Source organism: Halostella sp. PRR32 (assembly GCF_034808085.1).
In the GTDB taxonomy this organism is placed as follows: domain Archaea; phylum Halobacteriota; class Halobacteria; order Halobacteriales; family Natronoarchaeaceae; genus Halostella; species Halostella pelagica.
In genome coordinates, this window is record NZ_JAXHGL010000001.1 from 775,349 (window position 1) to 793,504 (window position 18,156).

At 63.7% G+C, this 18,156-nt stretch carries 20 protein-coding genes; 17 read left to right on the forward strand and 3 right to left on the reverse strand.

The window, feature by feature from the left end; genetic code table 11:
* Positions 1-2: 2 nt before the first annotated feature.
* Genes SM753_RS04110 through secY form a run of 9 tightly spaced genes read left to right on the forward strand, consistent with a single transcriptional unit; the run spans position 3 to position 5,689 of the window.
* Positions 3-395 (forward strand): 30S ribosomal protein S8, encoded by a 393-nt coding sequence (locus SM753_RS04110; protein ID WP_135535863.1) that lies wholly within the window; start codon positions 3-5, stop codon positions 393-395.
* A 2-nt stretch (positions 396-397) separates the two neighbouring features.
* The gene (locus SM753_RS04115) at positions 398-931 is read left to right on the forward strand and encodes a 50S ribosomal protein L6 (protein WP_323190643.1); all 534 of its coding nucleotides are present in this window, start codon (positions 398-400) and stop codon (positions 929-931) included.
* 3 nt (positions 932-934) lie between these two features.
* The gene (locus SM753_RS04120) at positions 935-1,645 is read left to right on the forward strand and encodes a 50S ribosomal protein L32e (RefSeq protein ID WP_135535861.1); all 711 of its coding nucleotides are present in this window, start codon (positions 935-937) and stop codon (positions 1,643-1,645) included.
* On the forward strand, positions 1,638-2,087 hold the full coding sequence (locus SM753_RS04125) for a 50S ribosomal protein L19e (RefSeq protein WP_135535860.1): 450 nt from the start codon (positions 1,638-1,640) through the stop codon (positions 2,085-2,087). Before SM753_RS04120 ends, SM753_RS04125 begins: the two co-directional genes overlap by 8 nt.
* Positions 2,087-2,638 (forward strand): 50S ribosomal protein L18, encoded by a 552-nt coding sequence (locus SM753_RS04130; RefSeq protein WP_135535859.1) that lies wholly within the window; start codon positions 2,087-2,089, stop codon positions 2,636-2,638. Before SM753_RS04125 ends, SM753_RS04130 begins: the two co-directional genes overlap by 1 nt.
* On the forward strand, positions 2,635-3,285 hold the full coding sequence (locus SM753_RS04135; RefSeq protein WP_135535858.1) for a 30S ribosomal protein S5: 651 nt from the start codon (positions 2,635-2,637) through the stop codon (positions 3,283-3,285). The genes SM753_RS04130 and SM753_RS04135 overlap by 4 nt, the downstream gene beginning before the upstream one ends.
* The gene (gene rpmD, locus SM753_RS04140) at positions 3,285-3,749 is read left to right on the forward strand and encodes a 50S ribosomal protein L30 (protein WP_323190644.1); all 465 of its coding nucleotides are present in this window, start codon (positions 3,285-3,287) and stop codon (positions 3,747-3,749) included. The genes SM753_RS04135 and rpmD overlap by 1 nt, the downstream gene beginning before the upstream one ends.
* A gap of 2 nt (positions 3,750-3,751) precedes the next feature.
* Positions 3,752-4,249 carry an uL15m family ribosomal protein gene (locus SM753_RS04145; RefSeq protein ID WP_135535856.1) on the forward strand — a complete coding sequence of 166 codons (498 nt, stop codon included), beginning with the start codon at positions 3,752-3,754 and terminating at the stop codon, positions 4,247-4,249.
* Between the two features lie 3 nt (positions 4,250-4,252).
* Positions 4,253-5,689, forward strand: coding sequence for a preprotein translocase subunit SecY (secY, locus tag SM753_RS04150; RefSeq protein WP_323190645.1), 1,437 nt, complete (start codon positions 4,253-4,255; stop codon positions 5,687-5,689).
* A 599-nt stretch (positions 5,690-6,288) separates the two neighbouring features.
* Here secY and SM753_RS04155 read toward each other — a convergent pair.
* Positions 6,289-9,234 carry an MEDS domain-containing protein gene (locus SM753_RS04155; RefSeq protein WP_323190646.1) on the reverse strand — a complete coding sequence of 982 codons (2,946 nt, stop codon included), beginning with the start codon at positions 9,232-9,234 and terminating at the stop codon, positions 6,289-6,291.
* A 434-nt stretch (positions 9,235-9,668) separates the two neighbouring features.
* Between SM753_RS04155 and SM753_RS04160 the strand changes: the two genes are divergently transcribed.
* Positions 9,669-10,532 carry a DNA adenine methylase gene (locus SM753_RS04160; RefSeq protein ID WP_323190647.1) on the forward strand — a complete coding sequence of 288 codons (864 nt, stop codon included), beginning with the start codon at positions 9,669-9,671 and terminating at the stop codon, positions 10,530-10,532.
* Positions 10,533-10,670: 138 nt separating this feature from the next.
* On the opposite strand, the gene SM753_RS04165 is transcribed toward SM753_RS04160, so the two are convergent.
* Together SM753_RS04165 and SM753_RS04170 are read right to left on the reverse strand one after the other, a co-directional pair.
* Positions 10,671-10,859 (reverse strand): DUF1328 domain-containing protein, encoded by a 189-nt coding sequence (locus SM753_RS04165; RefSeq protein ID WP_135535852.1) that lies wholly within the window; start codon positions 10,857-10,859, stop codon positions 10,671-10,673.
* A gap of 201 nt (positions 10,860-11,060) precedes the next feature.
* Positions 11,061-11,444, reverse strand: coding sequence for a hypothetical protein (locus SM753_RS04170; protein ID WP_138797890.1), 384 nt, complete (start codon positions 11,442-11,444; stop codon positions 11,061-11,063).
* A 102-nt stretch (positions 11,445-11,546) separates the two neighbouring features.
* Between SM753_RS04170 and SM753_RS04175 the strand changes: the two genes are divergently transcribed.
* The 7 genes from SM753_RS04175 to SM753_RS04205 all read left to right on the forward strand — a co-directional run bounded on the left by SM753_RS04175 (position 11,547) and on the right by SM753_RS04205 (position 18,156).
* Positions 11,547-12,194, forward strand: coding sequence for an adenylate kinase (locus SM753_RS04175; RefSeq protein WP_323190648.1), 648 nt, complete (start codon positions 11,547-11,549; stop codon positions 12,192-12,194).
* 121 nt (positions 12,195-12,315) lie between these two features.
* On the forward strand, positions 12,316-13,233 hold the full coding sequence (locus SM753_RS04180) for a DUF106 domain-containing protein (protein ID WP_135535849.1): 918 nt from the start codon (positions 12,316-12,318) through the stop codon (positions 13,231-13,233).
* 58 nt (positions 13,234-13,291) lie between these two features.
* Positions 13,292-13,870 carry a (d)CMP kinase gene (cmk, locus tag SM753_RS04185; protein ID WP_138797892.1) on the forward strand — a complete coding sequence of 193 codons (579 nt, stop codon included), beginning with the start codon at positions 13,292-13,294 and terminating at the stop codon, positions 13,868-13,870.
* Positions 13,870-14,769: an RNA-guided pseudouridylation complex pseudouridine synthase subunit Cbf5 gene (locus SM753_RS04190; protein ID WP_323190649.1), complete on the forward strand. Its 900-nt coding sequence runs from the start codon at positions 13,870-13,872 to the stop codon at positions 14,767-14,769. Before cmk ends, SM753_RS04190 begins: the two co-directional genes overlap by 1 nt.
* A 185-nt stretch (positions 14,770-14,954) precedes the next feature.
* Positions 14,955-15,761 (forward strand): alpha/beta hydrolase, encoded by an 807-nt coding sequence (locus SM753_RS04195; protein WP_323190650.1) that lies wholly within the window; start codon positions 14,955-14,957, stop codon positions 15,759-15,761.
* Positions 15,758-17,428, forward strand: coding sequence for an AMP-binding protein (locus SM753_RS04200; RefSeq protein WP_323190651.1), 1,671 nt, complete (start codon positions 15,758-15,760; stop codon positions 17,426-17,428). Before SM753_RS04195 ends, SM753_RS04200 begins: the two co-directional genes overlap by 4 nt.
* 23 nt (positions 17,429-17,451) lie before the next feature.
* Positions 17,452-18,156, forward strand: coding sequence for a helix-turn-helix domain-containing protein (locus tag SM753_RS04205; protein ID WP_323190652.1), 705 nt, complete (start codon positions 17,452-17,454; stop codon positions 18,154-18,156).

Consider the following 18,156-nt stretch of genomic DNA (forward strand, 5'->3'; position numbering starts at 1 on the left):
CAATGGCAGGAAACGATCCATTCAGTAGCGCGCTTTCGGGGCTTAACAACGCCGAGAGCGTGGGACATCTGACATACGAGGTAGAACCCGCCTCGAACGAGATCGGCAATGTACTCGAGGTCCTGTACGACCGCGGGTACGTCGACGGCTTCGAGTTCGTCGAAGACGGCAAAGCCGGTAAGTTCGAGGTCGAATTGAAAGGCGCCATAAACGACTGTGGCCCCGTCAAGCCCCGCTACTCCGCGGGCGCGGACGAGTTCGAGAAGTGGGAGAAGCGGTTCCTCCCCGCCCGCGACTACGGTGCGCTCATCGTGACGACGAGTCACGGCGTAATGAGCCACTACGAGGCCCGCGACCAGGGCATCGGCGGCCAGGTCATCGCATACGTCTACTAACAATGCCGCGAACAGAACTACAGATCCCGGACGAGGTAAGCGCCGAGGTAGACCACCTCGACATTACCGTCGAGGGACCCGAAGGTAGTATCACGCGACGCCTCTGGTACCCCGACGTGTCGGTCTCGGTCGACGGCGACACCGTCGTCGTCGAGAGCGACGAGGACGACGCCCAGACCATGTCGACGCTCGGCACGTTCGAGAGCCACGTCGAGAACATGTTCCACGGCGTCACCGAGGGGTGGGAGTACAAGATGGAAGTCTTCTACTCTCACTTCCCGATGCAGGTCAACGTCGAGAACAACGAGGTCGTCATCGAGAACTTCCTCGGCGAGAAAGCGCCTCGGCGAACGCCGGTCCACGGCGACACCGAGGTCGAAGTGAACGACGAGGAACTCGTGCTCCGCGGCCCCGACATCGAAGACGTCGGTCAGACCGCCGCGGACATCGAACAGACCACGCGCGTCACGGACAAGGACGCCCGCGTCTTCCAGGACGGCGTGTACATCACCGAGAAGCCGACAGGAGGTGCCTGATAGATGGCAGACGAAGAACCAGAGGAACTCGAAGACATCAGCGGCGTCGGCGCGAGCAAGGCTGACGCCCTCCGAGACGCCGGCTTCGATTCGGTCGAAGACGTGAAAGGCGCGAGCCAGGACGAACTGGCTCAGGCGGACGGCGTGGGTAACGCGCTCGCCGCCCGTATCAAGGCCGACGTCGGCGACCTCGAAGTCACCGAGGAGACCGAGGCGGAGATAGAAGACGAGACCGAGGAAGAGGCGGAAGCCGAAGAGGAGGTCGAAACCGAACTCCAGCCTCGCGGTCTCGCAGAGAAGAAACCGGACCTGAGCGAGGAAGAAGAACGGCTGCTCACCGAGCGCAAGCGCGTCGGTAAGCCGAAGTTCAACCGCCAGGACCACCACAAGAAAAAGCGCGTGTCCACGTCGTGGCGACGCCCCCGCGGTACGCTCTCCAAGCAGCGCCGCGGCATCAAAGGCAAGGGCGACACTGTCCAGGCCGGCTTCCGAACGCCGACCGAGGTGCGCGGCAAGCACCCCAGCGGCTTCGAAGAGGTGCACGTTCACAACGTCGACGACCTCGAGGGCGTCGACGGCGACCGCGAGGCGGTCCGCATCGCCTCGAAGGTCGGTGCTCGCAAGCGCGAGCGGATCGAAGAACAGGCCGAAGACCAGGACATCCGCGTACTCAATCCGACGTACGTGGAAGTCGAGGTGACAGACGATGAGTGACCTATCCGCACAGAAGCGACTCGCGTCCGACGTGCTGGACGTCGGGAAGAACCGCGTCTGGTTCGACCCCGAGGCCCAGGGCGACATCGCGGAGGCGATCACCCGCGAAGACATCCGCGAGCTCGTAGACCAGGGAACGATTCAGGCAGAGGAAAAGCAGGGCAATTCGCGGGGTCGCGCACGCGAGCGCCAGAAGAAGCGCTCGTACGGCCACCAGAAGGGCCCCGGTTCCCGGAAGGGGACCGCCGGCGCTCGACAGGACCCCAAAGACGACTGGCAGGAACGGATTCGCGCACAGCGCGCTAAACTGAAGGAACTCCGCGCCGAGGGCGAGATCACGTCCTCGCAGTACCGAGACCTCTACAACAAGTCTCGCGGCGGCGAGTTCCGGAGCGTTCAGCGCCTGTTGAACTACATTGACGACCACTACGGAGACCAATAATGGCGACAGGACCACGATACAAGGTGCCGATGCGGCGCCGCCGTGAGGTCCGGACAGATTACCATCAGAGGTTGCGCCTGCTGAAATCCGGGAAACCCCGGCTTGTCGCTCGCAAGAGCAACAAGCACACTACGGCGCAGCTGGTGACCCCCGGCCCCGACGGCGACGAAACGATCGCGAGCGCACACTCCAGCGACCTGGCGGAACACGGTTGGGAGGCTCCCACGGGGAACCTGCCCGCCGCGTACCTGACCGGGTTTCTCGCTGGCAAGCGCGCGTTAGACGCGGATGTCGAGGAAGCAGTTCTCGACATCGGCCTCAACACGGCGACACCCGGAAACAAGGTGTTCGCCATTCAGGAAGGTGCGATAGACGCTGGCCTCGAGATCCCTCACAGCGATGACGTGCTCGCTGACTGGTCGCGTAACCGCGGCGAACACATCGCCGAGTACGCCGAACAGCTCGACGAGCCGCTGTACAGCGGGGACTTCGACGCCACCGAACTGCCGGAGCACTTCGACGAAGTGCGCGAAACACTCCAAGAGCTATGAGCGGCGATAACTACAACGATAGCGGCTGGGAACCCGTCACCCGGCTCGGAAAGCAAGTACAGGAGGGCGAGATCACGACGATGCAAGACGCCCTCAACTCCGGTCTCCCGCTGAAGGAGCCGGAAGTCACCGACCAGCTCCTGCCGGGGTTGGAAGACGAAGTGCTGGACATCAACATGGTCCAGCGAATGACTGACTCCGGACGGCGCGTGAAGTTCCGCTGCGTCGTCGCCATCGGCAACCGCGACGGGTTCGTCGGGTACGCCGAGGGTCGCGACGACCAGGTCGGTGCCGCCATCCAGAAGGCGATCGGTATCGCCAAGCTGAACATCATCAACGTCTCCCGCGGCTGCGGGTCCTGGGAGTGTGGCTGCGGCCGTCCGCACACGGTTGCGCTACGCGCCACGGGCAAGGCCGGCAGCGTCGAGGTCGAGCTCCGGCCCGCCCCGCGCGGTCTGGGTCTCGCCGGCGGTGAGACGGTCCGTAACGTGCTGGAACTGGCCGGGATCGAGGACGCCTGGACACGCAGCTCCGGGAACACGCGCACCACGGTCAACTTCGCGAAGGCGACGTTCAACGCGCTTCGCAACACGGCCGAGGCGCGCGTCCCGCAACACGCATTCGAGCAGCGAGAGGTGATCGAATAATGAAGGCGGTCGTTCAGGTCCGCGGCGAAGTCGACATGAACAACGACATCCAGGACACCCTGGAGATGCTCAACATCCACGCGGTGAACCACTGCGCTCTGGTGCCGGAAACCCCCACGTACGAGGGGATGGTGACGAAGGTCAACGACTACGTTGCTCACGGGCAGCCGAGTCAGGAGTCCGTCGAGACGCTGCTGCGTACCCGAGCGGAACCGCTCGAAGGGGACGCCGATGTCGACGACGAGTGGATCGACGAGCACACCGAGTACGATGACATCACCGCTCTCGCGAACGCTCTCGTCGACGAGGAGACGACCCTCCGAGACGAAGGCCTCGCGCCGGTGCTTCGCCTGCACGCCCCGCGGAAGGGCCACGAGGGCGTCAAGAAGCCGACCGCGGAGGGCGGCCAACTCGGGAAACACACGACCGAGGAGATAGACGACCTCCTCACATCGATGCGATAACAATGACCAGTAAGAAACGACGCCAGCGCGGCTCTCGAACGCACAGCGGCGGTAGTCACAAGAACCGCCGCGGCGCCGGCCATCGGGGCGGGCGCGGGCGCGCAGGCCGCGACAAGCACGAGTTCCACAACTACGAACCGCTCGGCAAACACGGCTTCAAACGGCCGCAGTCCGTTCAGGAGGAGGTCCTGACTATCGACGTCCAGAAACTCGACGAGGACGCCGTCGTCTACGCGGCGGACGACCTCGCCGAGGAGACCGACGGCGGCTACGAACTCGACGTACGCGACATCGTCGAGGACGGGTACGAGGCCGACGCGGTGAAGGTACTCGGTAACGGACAGGTCCGCAACGAACTGACGGTCGTCGCCGACGCGTTCTCCGCGAGCGCTCGCGCGCTCGTCGAGGAAGCGGGCGGCGAGGCCGTTCTCAGCGACCGCGCCGAAACGGCCGACGACGAACCAGAAGACGTATCCCAAGCCGACGAAGACGGAGAGTAAGACATGGGATGGAAGGAGGCTGCCGAACCGGTCCTTACCCGCATGCCCTCTGTGGAGCGACCGGAAGGGCACGTACCGTTCAAACGGAAACTAGGCTGGACCGCGGGCGTACTGGTGCTGTATTTCTTCTTAACGAACGTACAGCTGTACGGTCTCGCGACCGGCGGTGGCGGTGACATCTATCAACAGTTCCGGTCGATCCTGGCCGGGTCGCAGGGGTCGGTCCTGCAAGTCGGTATCGGACCGATCGTCACTGCGAGCATCGTCTTGCAGTTGCTCGGCGGTGCGAATCTGCTCGGACTAGACACCGACGATCCGCGCGACCAGATCCTGTATCAGGGTCTCCAGAAGGTGCTGGTCGTCGTCATGACGGTCCTCACCGCCGCGCCGATGGTGTTCACCGGCGGCTTCTTGCCCGCGGGAACGATCAATCTCGGCGGTACGTCGCTCGGACCGGGTGCCGTCCAGTGGGTCATATTCGGCCAGATCATCGTCGGCGGTATCCTCATCCTGTTCATGGACGAGATCATCTCGAAGTGGGGCGTCGGCAGCGGGATCGGCCTGTTCATCATCGCCGGCGTGAGCCAGCGACTGATGGGCGGTCTCATCGGCTCGAACGGCCTGCTGATGAGCTGGTACGATATCGCCGTCGGCGAGACCGCAATCGGTCCCATCGCCGGTCAGGGTCTGTACGCGCTGATCCTCGGTGAGGGCCAACTGCTCGCGCTGCTGACGACGTTGCTCATCTTCGCAATCGTCGTGTACGCGGAAAGCGTCCGGGTCGAGATACCCCTGAGCCACGCTCGCGTGAAAGGCGCACGTGGTCGCTTCCCCGTCAAGCTCATCTACGCGAGCGTCCTGCCGATGATCCTCGTCCGCGCGCTGCAGGCGAACCTGCAGTTCCTCGGACAGATCCTCCAGAGTACGATGGAGATGCCATCGTGGCTGGGTGTGTACGCCGACGGCCAGCCGGTCGGCGGCCTGTTCTACTACATTGCACCGATCCAGCGACCGGAAGACTGGATGTGGTGGTCCGGAGTCACACAGGAAACCTGGCAGGTGCTCATCCGCATCGGCATCGACCTGACGTTCATGATCGTCGGCGGAGCGATATTCGCCATCTTCTGGGTCGAGACGACCGACATGGGCCCCGAAGCCACGGCGAAGCAGATCCAGAACTCCGGGATGCAGATCCCCGGCTTCCGACAGAACATCGGCGTCATCGAGAAGGTGATGGAGCGGTACATTCCGCAGGTCACCGTCATCGGCGGCGCTCTCGTCGGACTGCTCGCGGTCATGGCGAACATGCTCGGCACCATCGGCGGCGTCTCCGGTACCGGGTTGCTGCTGACGGTCTCTATCACGTACAAGCTGTACGAGGAGATCGCAGAAGAGCAACTCATGGAGATGCACCCGATGATGCGCCAGATGTTCGGGTAGAACGGGCCTCGGCCCGTTCGGAGTTGGTCGGCGGGCATTTCCGCCGACCACGGCGTTTCGCTTTTTCTTTCACGAGACGAGTCGTATCGTTCACGGTGACTGGCGAGTCTCACTGTTGGTTTCGCGTTTCTCCGCGTCACGGGCGAACTGCCGGCTCTCGTCGAGACAGTCTCCCTCGGCGTGAACACCGAGTATCCCGTACTGAGGTCGGATAGCTCTGACCCGGTTCCGACACCGAACGGAACGGTGTGGCTGTGTGAAGACGACAGTCGCGACGTTCTGTTTCTGTAGCTCTGCTCTCTCCATCACATACCCGAGACACCGACGCCCACGACCGGGTCAGCGACTGCGAGTACCGCGGTCCGGTCGAACCCTCGGTGACTCATTCGAATCGGTCGAACTGGGGACCGTCACTGATGACGTACTCGACGACCTGCGGATTCAGATCCGGAAGAGTGGGCAACGTTCACGCTCCCCGTTGCGTGCAAGTACCAGTATGTTCTACCCCGTTCTGACCGCACCTTGCTGTTTCTGGCGCTCGCTCGGGACTCGAACAGTCCGGACGTTACGGCTCGGTAGAAAAGGGATCGACTCGGCCGCTACCTCGACTTCGCCTCGAACAGTTGGCGGTACAGTTTCCGCTGTGCGGCGCGCAGGTGGTTGTTGAACGTCGGCTGGGTGATGTCCATGCTCGCTGCTATCTCGCTGCCGGTTCTGGTCCGGGGATTCTCGAAGTAGCCGCTGAAATACGCCGTCTGTATCGTCTCTAACTGACGCGCTGTGAGTTCGTCGGTCAGCGTGGCGTGGAACTCGGTCTGAGTTCGTTCCGGCCGTTCACGGGTTCGCTTGGCGGTGACTTCCGCGGCCGGGCATTCGGCTTTGAACGCAGAGACGAACTCGCGGATCTCGGCGTCGGCGGCGACGTGCAACGAGACTATCGCGTCGTCGTCCGTCACCTGAAACTCATTGATCCGGCCGCCGTGTGCCAGAACGGTATCGACCAGGCTTTCCGAAGTCAGTTCTGCCTCGAACAGACAGATCTGTTTCCCGTCCTCAGTTCGGTCCGAAAGGAGTTTGAGCCCGTCGACGGGCAAACTGGAGACGTAGTCCCGAACTACGTCGGGGGAGACGCCGCAGGTAGTGAAAAAACCGCGTACTCTGCCGTTTGCCTGCGGAACAGCGTATTCGTAGGCGAACTCACAGCCGGTTTCGTCCACCAGTTCGACGATACCGTTGTCGGTGTCCGAGAGGGAGAACTTCAGCTCCGTCACCTCGTTACTGACAAGCGCCTTCTTGCTCTCGACGGCGTTGATAGCGTACGCGATGGTGTCGCTCAACTCGTCGAGGACGGTCCATTCGAGGTCGTCGAAGACGCCTGACTGGTCGGCGTAGAGGGTGAGAACGCCGAACAGCGTCTCCTCGTGGACCAGCGGTAAGGAGATGACGGCGTGAAAGCCGCGACTGAGCGCCGCCCGTCGCCACGGCTCGAACGGCGGGTCTTCGAGTATCTTGTTTACGACCTGGGGCGTCCCTGTTCTGGCTGCCCGGACTGACGGGGGGCCACCGTCGGTAGAACCGCCGGCGTCTATGTGAACTGCATCGAGATAGCCGTTCTTCGCGCCGGCAGAAGCGTTCGGCGTTAGCTCGCCGGTCACCGGGTCGTGTTTTCCGAACCACGCGAGTTCGTACGGACCGGCGTCCGTCAGTTCGCGACAGACGACGTCGACGATCTCGGCACGCCCCGACGCGCTGACGAGCGCCTGGTCGATCCGCCGGATGGTCGTATTGATCCGTCGAAGCCGTTCGAGCGATCCGTTCTGTTCTTCGAGGCGGTTCTCGCGCTCGTGCAACTGCTGTTCGCGGTTGGCTCTGTCCAGCGCCGCGTTGACGTTGCCTGCGACGGTTTCGACGAATTCGAGGTTGGCCTGGCCGAACCCGCCGTTCCCGGTCGAACCGGCGAGTAACACGCCGTGAGTACCAAGCGGAAGGGCGACGACTTCCGTGACCCGCGGGTGGAGTACCTCGTCGGTCTTGCGGAGTGGGTCCAGCGTCTGCTTTCGCTTGTTCTCGGCGAACGCCTGCCAGCCGATCCCCTGCCCCGTGTCGAACGCGGACGTCGCCCGAACCAGATCCGCTGCGTGGTCGGTCGACGCTTCGGGCTCCAGCGATCCGTCCGCGGGATCGTACAGCGCGACGCTCGCGACGGGAAGATCGAGGTGGTCGCTTGCAGCGTCGATGACGTAGTCGCTTACCTCCGCGGCCGTCTCGGCGTTCATCAACTCCTGTGTTAGGTCGTTGAGCGCCGCCAGCCGGTCCTCCCGCCGTGTCCGTTCGAGTTCGTTGCTCAGCCACTGGCCCATGAATTCGAGGAACGTGTACTCATCGTCGGTGAACGTCCCGCTGTGTGAGTCTTTGGAGGCGAAACACAGCGTTCCGTACGTGTCCTTCCCAGCAGTGACGGTGGTTCCCAGATACGCGTCGAGTTCGTACTTCTCGTACGCAGGGTCTCCTTTCCATCCCTGGGACGGCGCGTCCGTCACGCCGAGGGGGTCGCTCGAACCGAGTAGGCGGTGACAGTAGGTGTCCTCCAGAGTCGCTACTGACCCCGACCGGATCTCGTCGTGGGATCCGACAACGTCGACTACTTCGAACGTCTCGTCGTCGACCCGCGCGAAGAACCCGATGTCGAGGCCGAACCGCTCGCGCCCCACCTCCAGCAGTGCAGTCATTTTCTCATCGAACGAGAGGTCCGGGTCGGACATCGCATCGTACAGGGTTCGGAGGGACCGCTCGCGAGCCTGGAGCGTGGTCCGCGCCTCGGTGCGGTCACCGAGCGTCCGCATCATCTGATCGACCTCGCGATCCGGCCGTTCCGGGCCGAAAAACTCCTCGGGCGGCGTGTAATAGAAGTTCTGGCAGACCATCCCGTCGTAGATCAGATGTGGGTGGGATTTGACGATGTCGCGGATGATCTCTGCCGGGAACCGCTTTCGATTGTACTGACACAGCGCAATGCAGTTCTCGTCGGGAATGAGTCGGTTGAGTTTCCCCTCGTACTCGATCAGGTCGTCCATTTCGGGATCGTCGCCCAAGATCCACGTCATCTCGCCGGTGACCCGAAGCGCTTCGTACTCCTCCTGGGCCGCAGCGATAGTCTCCGAGAGGAACTCGATCATCTCGTCCGGGTCGAACGACCCGTCCCGGAGATAGGTATCTTGCTTCGAATGGATCGTCAGCGCCCCGGATTCCAGCGCGGCGTCGACGTCGACGCCGCCCTCCCGTAACGCGGTCATCACGTCCTCTTTCGAGTTCTCGTCGACGATGTACAGGCACCGCTCGTCGCGTTCGAGCCCCTGGCGCGTAAACGGCACCGCGGCCGCGAACTGCTCCGTCTGGTTCTCGTAGATGAGCGCCAGATGGTCGTTGGACTCGTGTCCATCGAGTTCCTCGACGGGCCCGCGGAACTCAGAACTCGACTGAAGGGCTCGCAGACCGCTTTCGAGACTCAGTACGTCAGTACGATCGGCATTCTTTGAAGTTAGCATGGTGTAGAGTGGTCGAAATCAGCACGTCCTCGCCGCAGGTCGGACCGGGTCGTCGAAGGACCAACGTCACCCGTTCACTGCTGGGGTTTTCAGTGTGCGGACAGATGACTCGATGAACGGGACGGAGCAGTGAATTGGATCCGACATCTAGCCTTGTTGTCCGGTTCGGTCCGCGCACGGGAAACGGGTTACTACCTTCGTTCAGTAGATGGGGAAATGAGCTATTAGGGGATAAACGCAGCGCCAACTGTCGAATAGAGACGATCTTACGGTCGAATAGCTACTCGAAAGATGAGGCGTCAGATCGGGTCACCTATATCTATATCGACATTTCAAACCGAGGAGAAAGCGGCCTCCCGCCGGTGACAAACACGAGGGATCGCCGCTGACGGAGAGTAGTAGAGTTATTACGATGGGTGGTCACGGTCAGATAGATGGTCGAACCTGTCCTGAAGTGGGCGGGCGGCAAACGCCAACTTCTCTCGGAGATAACTGCTCGCTTCCCGGTCGATCCCGACCGTTACCACGAACCCTTCGTCGGCGGCGGCGCGGTGTTTTTCCACGTCGACCCAGACGGGGGGACGATCAACGACATCAACGAACGACTGGTCAACTTCTACCGGGTCATCCGCGAGTCGCCGGACGCGCTCGTCGCGGAGAACCGGACGCACGAACACTCGGACGACTACTACTACGACGCCCGCGACGAGTTCAACGAACTTCACGGGGTCGCCGAGAAAACCGAGACACAGTCCGTTCGCGAGGCGAGTCTCCTCCTCTATTTGAACCGGACCTGCTTCAACGGCCTCTACCGCGAGAACGCCGACGGGGAGTTCAACGTCCCAGTCGGCCGGTACGCGAATCCGAACTGGGTGCAGGCGGAGCGGATCCGTGCGGCGAGCGAGACGCTAGACGGCGTGACGATCAACAACGACGACTTCGAGTACGTGCTGACGGAAGCGACTGCGGGAGATCTCGTCTACTTCGATCCGCCCTATCAGCCGGTTTCGACCACCGCGAACTTCAACGACTATCACGCCGACGGGTTCGACAAGGACGACCAGCGCCGCCTCCGCGACCTGGCCGCGGCGCTCGACGACGAGGGCGTCCACGTCGTCGTCTCGAACTCCCCGCCGGTTGCGGACCTGTACGAGGACCTGCCGTCGTTCGAAGTGGACGTGGTCGATGCGACCCGGGCGATAAACAGCGACGGCGACGAGCGCGGCGAGGTAGCGGAAGTTCTCATCACGAACGTACCTCAGGCAACCCGACGGCGCACCACGCTGTCGGAGTTCTAACCCGCGGCGTCCGAGTCGCGACACCCGTGACGACAGTGCGATGATCTCTCTGCCGTTCGAGGTAGACCATTGGACCGTCTTTCGGAGTCGGCTCCCGGTCTGACGCCGCGTCAAAAAAGTCCGCTCAGCCGTCGTCGGCTACAACAGCAGCGTGACTATCGCCAGGATGATGAAGACGACGATGAAGATCCGGGCGATCTCCATGCTGATCCCGGCGACACCCCGCGATCCGACGACGGCGGCGATGATGGCGAGGACGAAGAACACGATGGCCCACTGCAGGAACTGGCCGCTGAACTGCAGCGGAACCGTGAGCGCGCCACTCATCGGGCCACCCCTCCCGTAACGCATGCAACTGTGAGCATACACCCGTGTTACCAGAGAAGCGTCCTTTGTTATGGCCGTCTTAGCCGGAGAAATCCCGGATTAGGCGTTCAGCCGAACAGCCCTTCGCGTGGGGAAGAGCGCGTACGTAGTTTCCGAGTCGCCTTCGCTCTGCCGGACACGAACGATAGCCTGTCGGTGGGTTCATATCTCCACCACCCAGGCGCGGTACTCCTCGGAGAGGTCGAACGCGTCGACGAAGGCTCGGTCGACGAACTGCGCGATGCGGTTGGCGTCGCCGCGCCCGACGATCCGAACGTTCGTGCCGTCCGCCTCCTCGGGCCGGGTGACTTCGTCGATCGTGAATGAAGGGAACTCGCCGAGGATATCCTTCAGCCGGTCCAGTTCGTCGTCGGTGCAGTCCGTATTGATCCGGTCCTGACTCACCTGGACCCACGGCGCGAGGTCGTCGGGATCGGTCTCCGCCTCTATCGTGAGGAAGGCGCTGTCTCGCTCGCGGTGTGCGGTGATCGCGTCCGCGAACAGTTTCCGGCGCTCAGCTGGCGTCGCGGCGTCGAACACGGTCATGCGTGACCGTACGTGGGGCGGGGACGAAAAACGCCCGGCGTCTCGACGGCACCCGATGTCGGAATCCTTCAAACATTTACCGCGGGAGAGTGAAGTCGGACCATGAGCAACCCGAACATCCTGATCCTCGGTGCGCCGGGGGCTGGCAAGGGGACGCAGAGTAGCAACATCGTAGAGGAGTTCGGCGTCGAACACGTCACCACCGGCGACGCCCTCCGCGCGAACAAGGACATGGACATCAGCCATCTGGACACGGAGTACGACACGCCGCGCGCGTACATGGACGCCGGCGAACTCGTCCCCGACGAGGTCGTCAACGAGATCGTCAAGACCGCGCTCGACGAGGCCGACGGCTACGTGCTCGACGGGTATCCGCGGAACCTCGCGCAAGCCGAGTACCTAGACGAGATCACCGACCTCGACGTAGTGTTGTATCTGGACGTCGACAAGGACGAACTCGTCGACCGGCTCACGGGCCGGCGCGTCTGCGACGAGTGCGGCGCGAACTACCACGTCGAGTTCAACCCGCCGGCAGAAGAGGGCGTCTGCGACGAGTGCGGCGGCGAGTTGATCCAGCGCGACGACGACACCGAGGAGACCGTCCGCGAGCGAATCAACGTGTACGAGGAGAACACGGAGCCGGTTATCGAGCATTTCGAGGAGGAAGGCGAACTCGCTCGGATCGACGGCGAGCAGACGCCCGACGAGGTGTGGTCCGACGTTCGCGATACGGTCGAATCCGAGGCGTAGTGGAGACGGTTGGGTTCGTCGTTCGGAACGTAAACGGCGGTGTCTCCCGCCCGATCTGATCCACTGTTCTCGCGGGCGCAAGGTAAAAGGTTGATTACAGACCGACTCTTAGACTCCGACAATGGCACGGACAGCGGAGAAAGTAGAGTCCCTCATCGAGGAGGACGTGACGATGGCCGACGCCATCGCGGCGGTTCGCCGCGAGACGAAGGCCAACGGGGGCGAGGTCGAGTGGGGCGACGTTCGCGGCGACCTCACGAGCGGTCAGTGGGGCCGCCTCATCGAGAAGGGAATACTCGTCAGCGGCGACGAGGGGTTCGAACTCGCCAACCCCGGGGCCGTCGACGAAGTACTCGACGAGGACGGAACGGTCACCACAACGGTCGACACCGATGTGGGTTCGGAGACGAGCGACGGCTCGGACTCCGACTCTAGCTGGTCCAAGTACGACAAACTGGCCGGCGTCGCCGCACTCGGCATGATGGTCGGGTACTACTACTCGCCGGTTCGCGACGCGGTCGGGGGAGCTATCGACGTGTTGCTCTCGCCGTTGACCCAGACGATGCCGTTCTACGCGGTCATCCTCTCGATAGCGATGCTCACCGGCCTGTACTCGACGCTGTTGCAGTCGAACCTGATGAACATGGAGAAGATGTCCGAGTATCAGGAACAGATGCAGGCGATCAAGGAGAAACAGCAGGCCGCGAAAGAACGCGGCGACGACGAGGCTCTGGAGAAGATCCGTGAAGAGCAGATGGACGCCATGGGCGACCAGATGGGAATGATGAAAGAGCAGTTCCGTCCGATGGTGTGGATCTTCCTGCTCACCATTCCTTTCTTCCTGTGGATGTACTTCAAGATCAGCGACCCGGCTATCGGCGACGCGACTATCGTCATGCCGATGCACGGCGAGGTGAGCTGGAAGGAAGGCGTCGTCGGTCCCATGCAGGCGTGGATCGTCTGGTATTTCCTCTGCTCGATGGGGTTCACCCAGCTGATCCGGAAATCGCTGAATCTGCAGACGACACCCTCGACCTGAACTCGCTCGGCGGAGCCGAGTTCACAATCCCTTTTACTACCTACCGCGGACATAGGGTATGTTACTAACCGTCTCCGGTCCTCCCGGGAGCGGAAAGAGTACGAACGCTGAGCGACTCGCCGACGAGTTCGACCTCGAACACGTAAGCGGCGGCGACATCTTCCGGTCGCTGGCCGACGAACGCGACCTCTCGCTGGCCGAGTTCAACGAACTCGCGGAGGAGGACGACCAGATCGACCGCGACCTCGACCGCCGCCTGCGCGAAATCGCCGTCGACCGGGACGGCGTCGTGCTCGAATCGCGGCTGTCGGGCTGGCTGGCCGGCGACGAAGCCGATCTCCGATTCTGGCTCGACGCGCCGCTTTCCGTCCGCGCCGACCGCATCGCCGACCGCGAGGACAAGTCCGCCGACCGCGCACGTGAGGAAACCGAGACGCGCGAGGAGAGCGAGGCCCAGCGCTACCGGGAGTATTACGGTATCGACATCGCGGACCTCTCGATCTACGACGTCTCGCTGAACACCGCTCGATGGGACGAGGACCAGGCGTTTCGGATCCTCTCCGACGCGGTCGACGCGTACGAACCGGACGGCGACGAGGGCAAGTACCCGGTCACCGGCGTCACGTACGATTTCTGATGACGCTTCGTCCGCCACCCGACGACCGGACGCCCGCCGAACTGCTCGAGTTCGGCGTCGTCAACCTCGATAAACCGCCGGGACCGTCGGCACATCAGGTCAGCGCCTGGGTCCGCGACATGGTCGCCGACCGGGTAGGCGAGGACGTCGTCGACAAGGCCGCCCACGCGGGAACGCTCGACCCGAAAGTGACGGGCTGTCTACCGACGCTGCTCGGCGACGCGACCCGCCTCGCGCAGGTCTTTCTCGAAGGGGCGAAAGAGTACGTCGCCGTGCTCGAAGTCCACGACGCGGTGCCGGCCGACGTCGAGGCCGTCGCCGCCGAGTTCGAGGGACCGCTGTACCAGAAACCGCCGCGCAAGAGCGCGGTCGTGCGGGACCTGCGCGTCCGCGAGGTGTACGACATCGAGGTGCTGGAGGCGACAGACCGCCAGGCGCTCCTGCGCGTGCGCTGTGAGAGCGGCACGTACGTCCGCAAACTCTGTCACGACCTGGGGCTGGCGCTCGGGACCGGCGCGCACATGGGTCATCTCCGCCGGACGGCGACGGATCCGTTCGACGACACGGCTCTCTCGACGCTACACGACCTAGCAGACGGTCTCGCGTTCTGGGCGGACGACGGCGACGAGGGGCTTCTCCGGGACGTGGTCGAACCGGCCGAGCGCGCCCTTGCGCATCTGCCGAGCGTCACTATCGCACCCAGCGCGGCCGAGGAGGTGGCAAACGGCGCGCAGGTGTACGCGCCCGGCGTCATCGACGCCGACGACGCCGCACGCGAGGACGGGACGCTCGTCACCTGCTACCTCCCGAACGGAAGCGCCGTCTGTCTCGGTCGGGCGGTCGGCGAGTTCGATGCCGACGAGGGGGCCGCCGTCGAACTGGAGCGCGTTCTGGTTTAGCTGAACCGAGGCGCTATAGTAGTCACTGAAAGTCAATGCACCCCTGATCGCACGACAGCGATGCGATCAGCTGTAAACCGTTTCTGTGACTACTCTCGGTCTCGGGGCGTTCGCGCGGCAACGTTCGGACGGTCGGTTGATATGTGAACTCGGCATTTCATTAGCGTCCCGACCGATTCACGGGTATGTCGATCGCTACCAACGGTGACGTCGACATCTATTACGAGGTCGACGGCCCGGCCGACGCCGAGACGGTGGTCCTCGTGGAGGGACTGGGCTACGGCCGGTGGATGTGGCAGTGGCAGCGCGAGGCCCTCGCCGAGCGGTACGAGACGATAGTGTGGGATAACCGCGGGACCGGAGACTCCGACGCGCCGGACGGGCCGTACACGGTCGCGGAGATGGCGAGCGACCTAGAGGCCGTCCTAGACGACCGCGGAACCGAGAGCGCGCACGTCGTCGGCGCGAGCATGGGCGGGATGATCGCCCAACGGTACGCTCTTGACCACGACCGGGCGGCGACGCTCTCCCTGCTCTGTACGAGTCCGGGCGGGGACGAGGCCGTGGAGGCGTCAGAGGCGGTGCAGCGGCGGATGGTCGCCGAACCGGAGGGGTACGACGAGCGCGAGGTGATCCGTCACCGAATGGCACCGGCGATGACCGACGAGTTCCGCGAGGCGAACGACGATCTGCTGGAGCGGATCGTCGACTGGCGACTGGCGGGCGACGCCGTCGAGGCCGCGCGCGAGGCGCAACTCGCCGCCGTCGGAGCGTTCGACGTAAGCGACCGGCTGGAGGAGATCGAGATCCCGGCGCTGGTCGCACACGGCACCGCTGACCGGGTCGTCCCGTTTGAGAACGGCGAACTGCTCGCCGACGGCCTCCCGAACGTTCGCTTCGAGCCGTTCGAGGGCGGGCCGCACCTCTTTTTCATCGAGCAGTCGGAGGCCGTCAACGAGACGCTTCTCGGGTTCCTGGACAGCCACGTATGACGGTCCACGACCACGGCGAGCGACCGTACGACTGGGTCGGGGCCTGGAGCGAGCGAAGGGCCGCGCTGTCGCCGGACACTGTCGGTCTGACGGACGCGACGACCGGCGAGTCGTACACGTACGCCGACCTCGACGCGCGGGCCAATCGGACCGCCAGACTGCTCGGCGAACACGGCGTCGGGAAGGGCGACCGCGTCGCCGTCGTCTCCCGGAACCGCGCGGAGCTCGTCGACCTCTTTTTCGCCGGGGGGAAGACCGGATCGGTGCTCGCGCCGCTCTCGCACCGCCTCGCACCGGCCGAGATGGACGAGTTACTCGACAGGGTCGACCCGCACCTCCTCGTCGTGGAAGAACCGTTCCTCGGGCCGGTCCGCGAGGCGGTCGACGGCGAAGTGCCGTGCGATCTGGTAGTGTTGTCGGCGGGCGACGACACAGTTACCACTGATGAACCGGCGGAAGCCCGGGTCGCAGACGAGATCGCGAACCCGCCAACCGCAGACGCCCCGGCCTACGCCGACGCGCTTCCGACGGACGACACGCCGGTCGACGGCCCCGAGTTGGGGTTAGACGATCCCTGCATGTTTCTCCACACCGGCGGGTCGACGGGAACGCCGAAGGAGACGGTGTTGACCCACGGAACCGTCGCCTGGAACTCGTTTAACACCATCACGGCGTGGGGACTTCGACCCGACGACGTGACGCCGATGGTGTTTCCCATGTTCCACACCGGGGGCTGGAACGTGCTGACGATACCGCTTTTCCACCTCGGTGGGACCGTGGTCATCTGTCGGGACGTCGACCCCGAAACCGTCCTCACGATGATCGAGGGTGAGGGGGCGACGCTGTTTGTCGCCGTGCCAGCGGTGTTGCGCATGATGGCCGAACACGACGACTGGGACGCGACGGACCTCTCGTCGCTCCGGTTCGTCAAGAGCGGCGGCGGTCCCTGTCGCGACGCGACGATCCGGGCCTGGCGCGACCGGGGCGTCGACCTCTCGCAGGGGTACGGCCTCACCGAATGTGGTCCGAACAACTTCACCATGCCGGACGGATGGCCCGAGGGGAAGACGGGGACCATCGGCAAGCCCGTGATGCACACGGACGTCCGAATCGTCGACGAGCGGGGCGAACCGGTCGATGACGGAGCGATCGGGGAACTCGAACTCGCCGGACCGCACGCGGCCGACCGGTACTGGCGCGACGAGTCGGAGTCCCGGGCGACGTTCGGAGAACGGGCGACGTTCGGAGAACGGGCGAGCGACGGCGACGACGCCTTCGGCTGGGTGTCGACCGGCGACCTCGCGCGGGTCGACGAGGACGGGTACTACAGCATCGAGGGGCGAAAGAAGAACATGTTCACCAGCGGCGGGGAGAACATCTATCCGCCGGAAGTCGAGGACGCCGTGGCGGACCACCCGGACGTCGAGGAAGTGGTCGTCATCGGCGTCCCGGACGACGTATGGGGTGCAGTCGGGAAAGCGGTAATTCAGGGGGAGACGACGCTGTCGGTCGAGGGCCTCCGGGAGTTCCTCGACGGCCGCCTGGCGGGGTTCAAACACCCACGCCACGTCGCGTTCGTCGACGAGATGCCGACCAGCGGCCCGGAGAAGATAGACCGAACGGCGGTCGAGAACCGGTTCGGCGGTACTACCACCAAAGATAATTGAGGTCTCGTTTGGTACATCATAGTATGATCGACGTTGGCATGGACATGGAACAGTACGACTGTCCGTTCATCGATACGACGGACGACTACGAGGTCGCGTTTACGGCTGTCCACTGGCAGTTCGACGGCGTCTCGAAGCAACTCGAGACGCGTCTCGCCGTCGACGGCGAGAACCGCGAGGAGTTAGAACAGGGGTTGACTGCGCTTCGGAACCACGAGAACATGCGGGAGTGCTCGCTGTTCTCCAAGCGCGAGGACAACGCCGTGATCCGGACGGTCATCGACCAGACGAACGCGATGAAAGTGATCCGCGAGAACGGCGGCTACATCACCGGGCCGTTCCGCATCGAGGACGGGAGCGAACTCTGGGAAGTCGGGTTCGACGACGACAGGGTCGCCGACGACACGCTCGCCGACCTCGAACGCAACAACGAGTTCACGGTCGAATCCCGGGAGTCGTTCGAATCCGAAGAGCTGTTCGACCTCCTCGACAACGCCGAACCCGCGCTTTCGATGTTGAACGGGTGTCGCGACCTCTCGGCCGTCGAGCGGGAGACGCTGCTGACGGCGGTACGGGAGGGTTACTACGAGGACCCCCGCGCCGTGACGCTCCAGAACCTGGCCGACGAGTTCGGCGTGAGCGACACGGCCATCTCGAAGAACCTCCGCCGCGGCGAGCGAAAAGTCGTCCGGAGCGTCGCGAGAGCGCTCACGGAGTTAGAGTCGTGA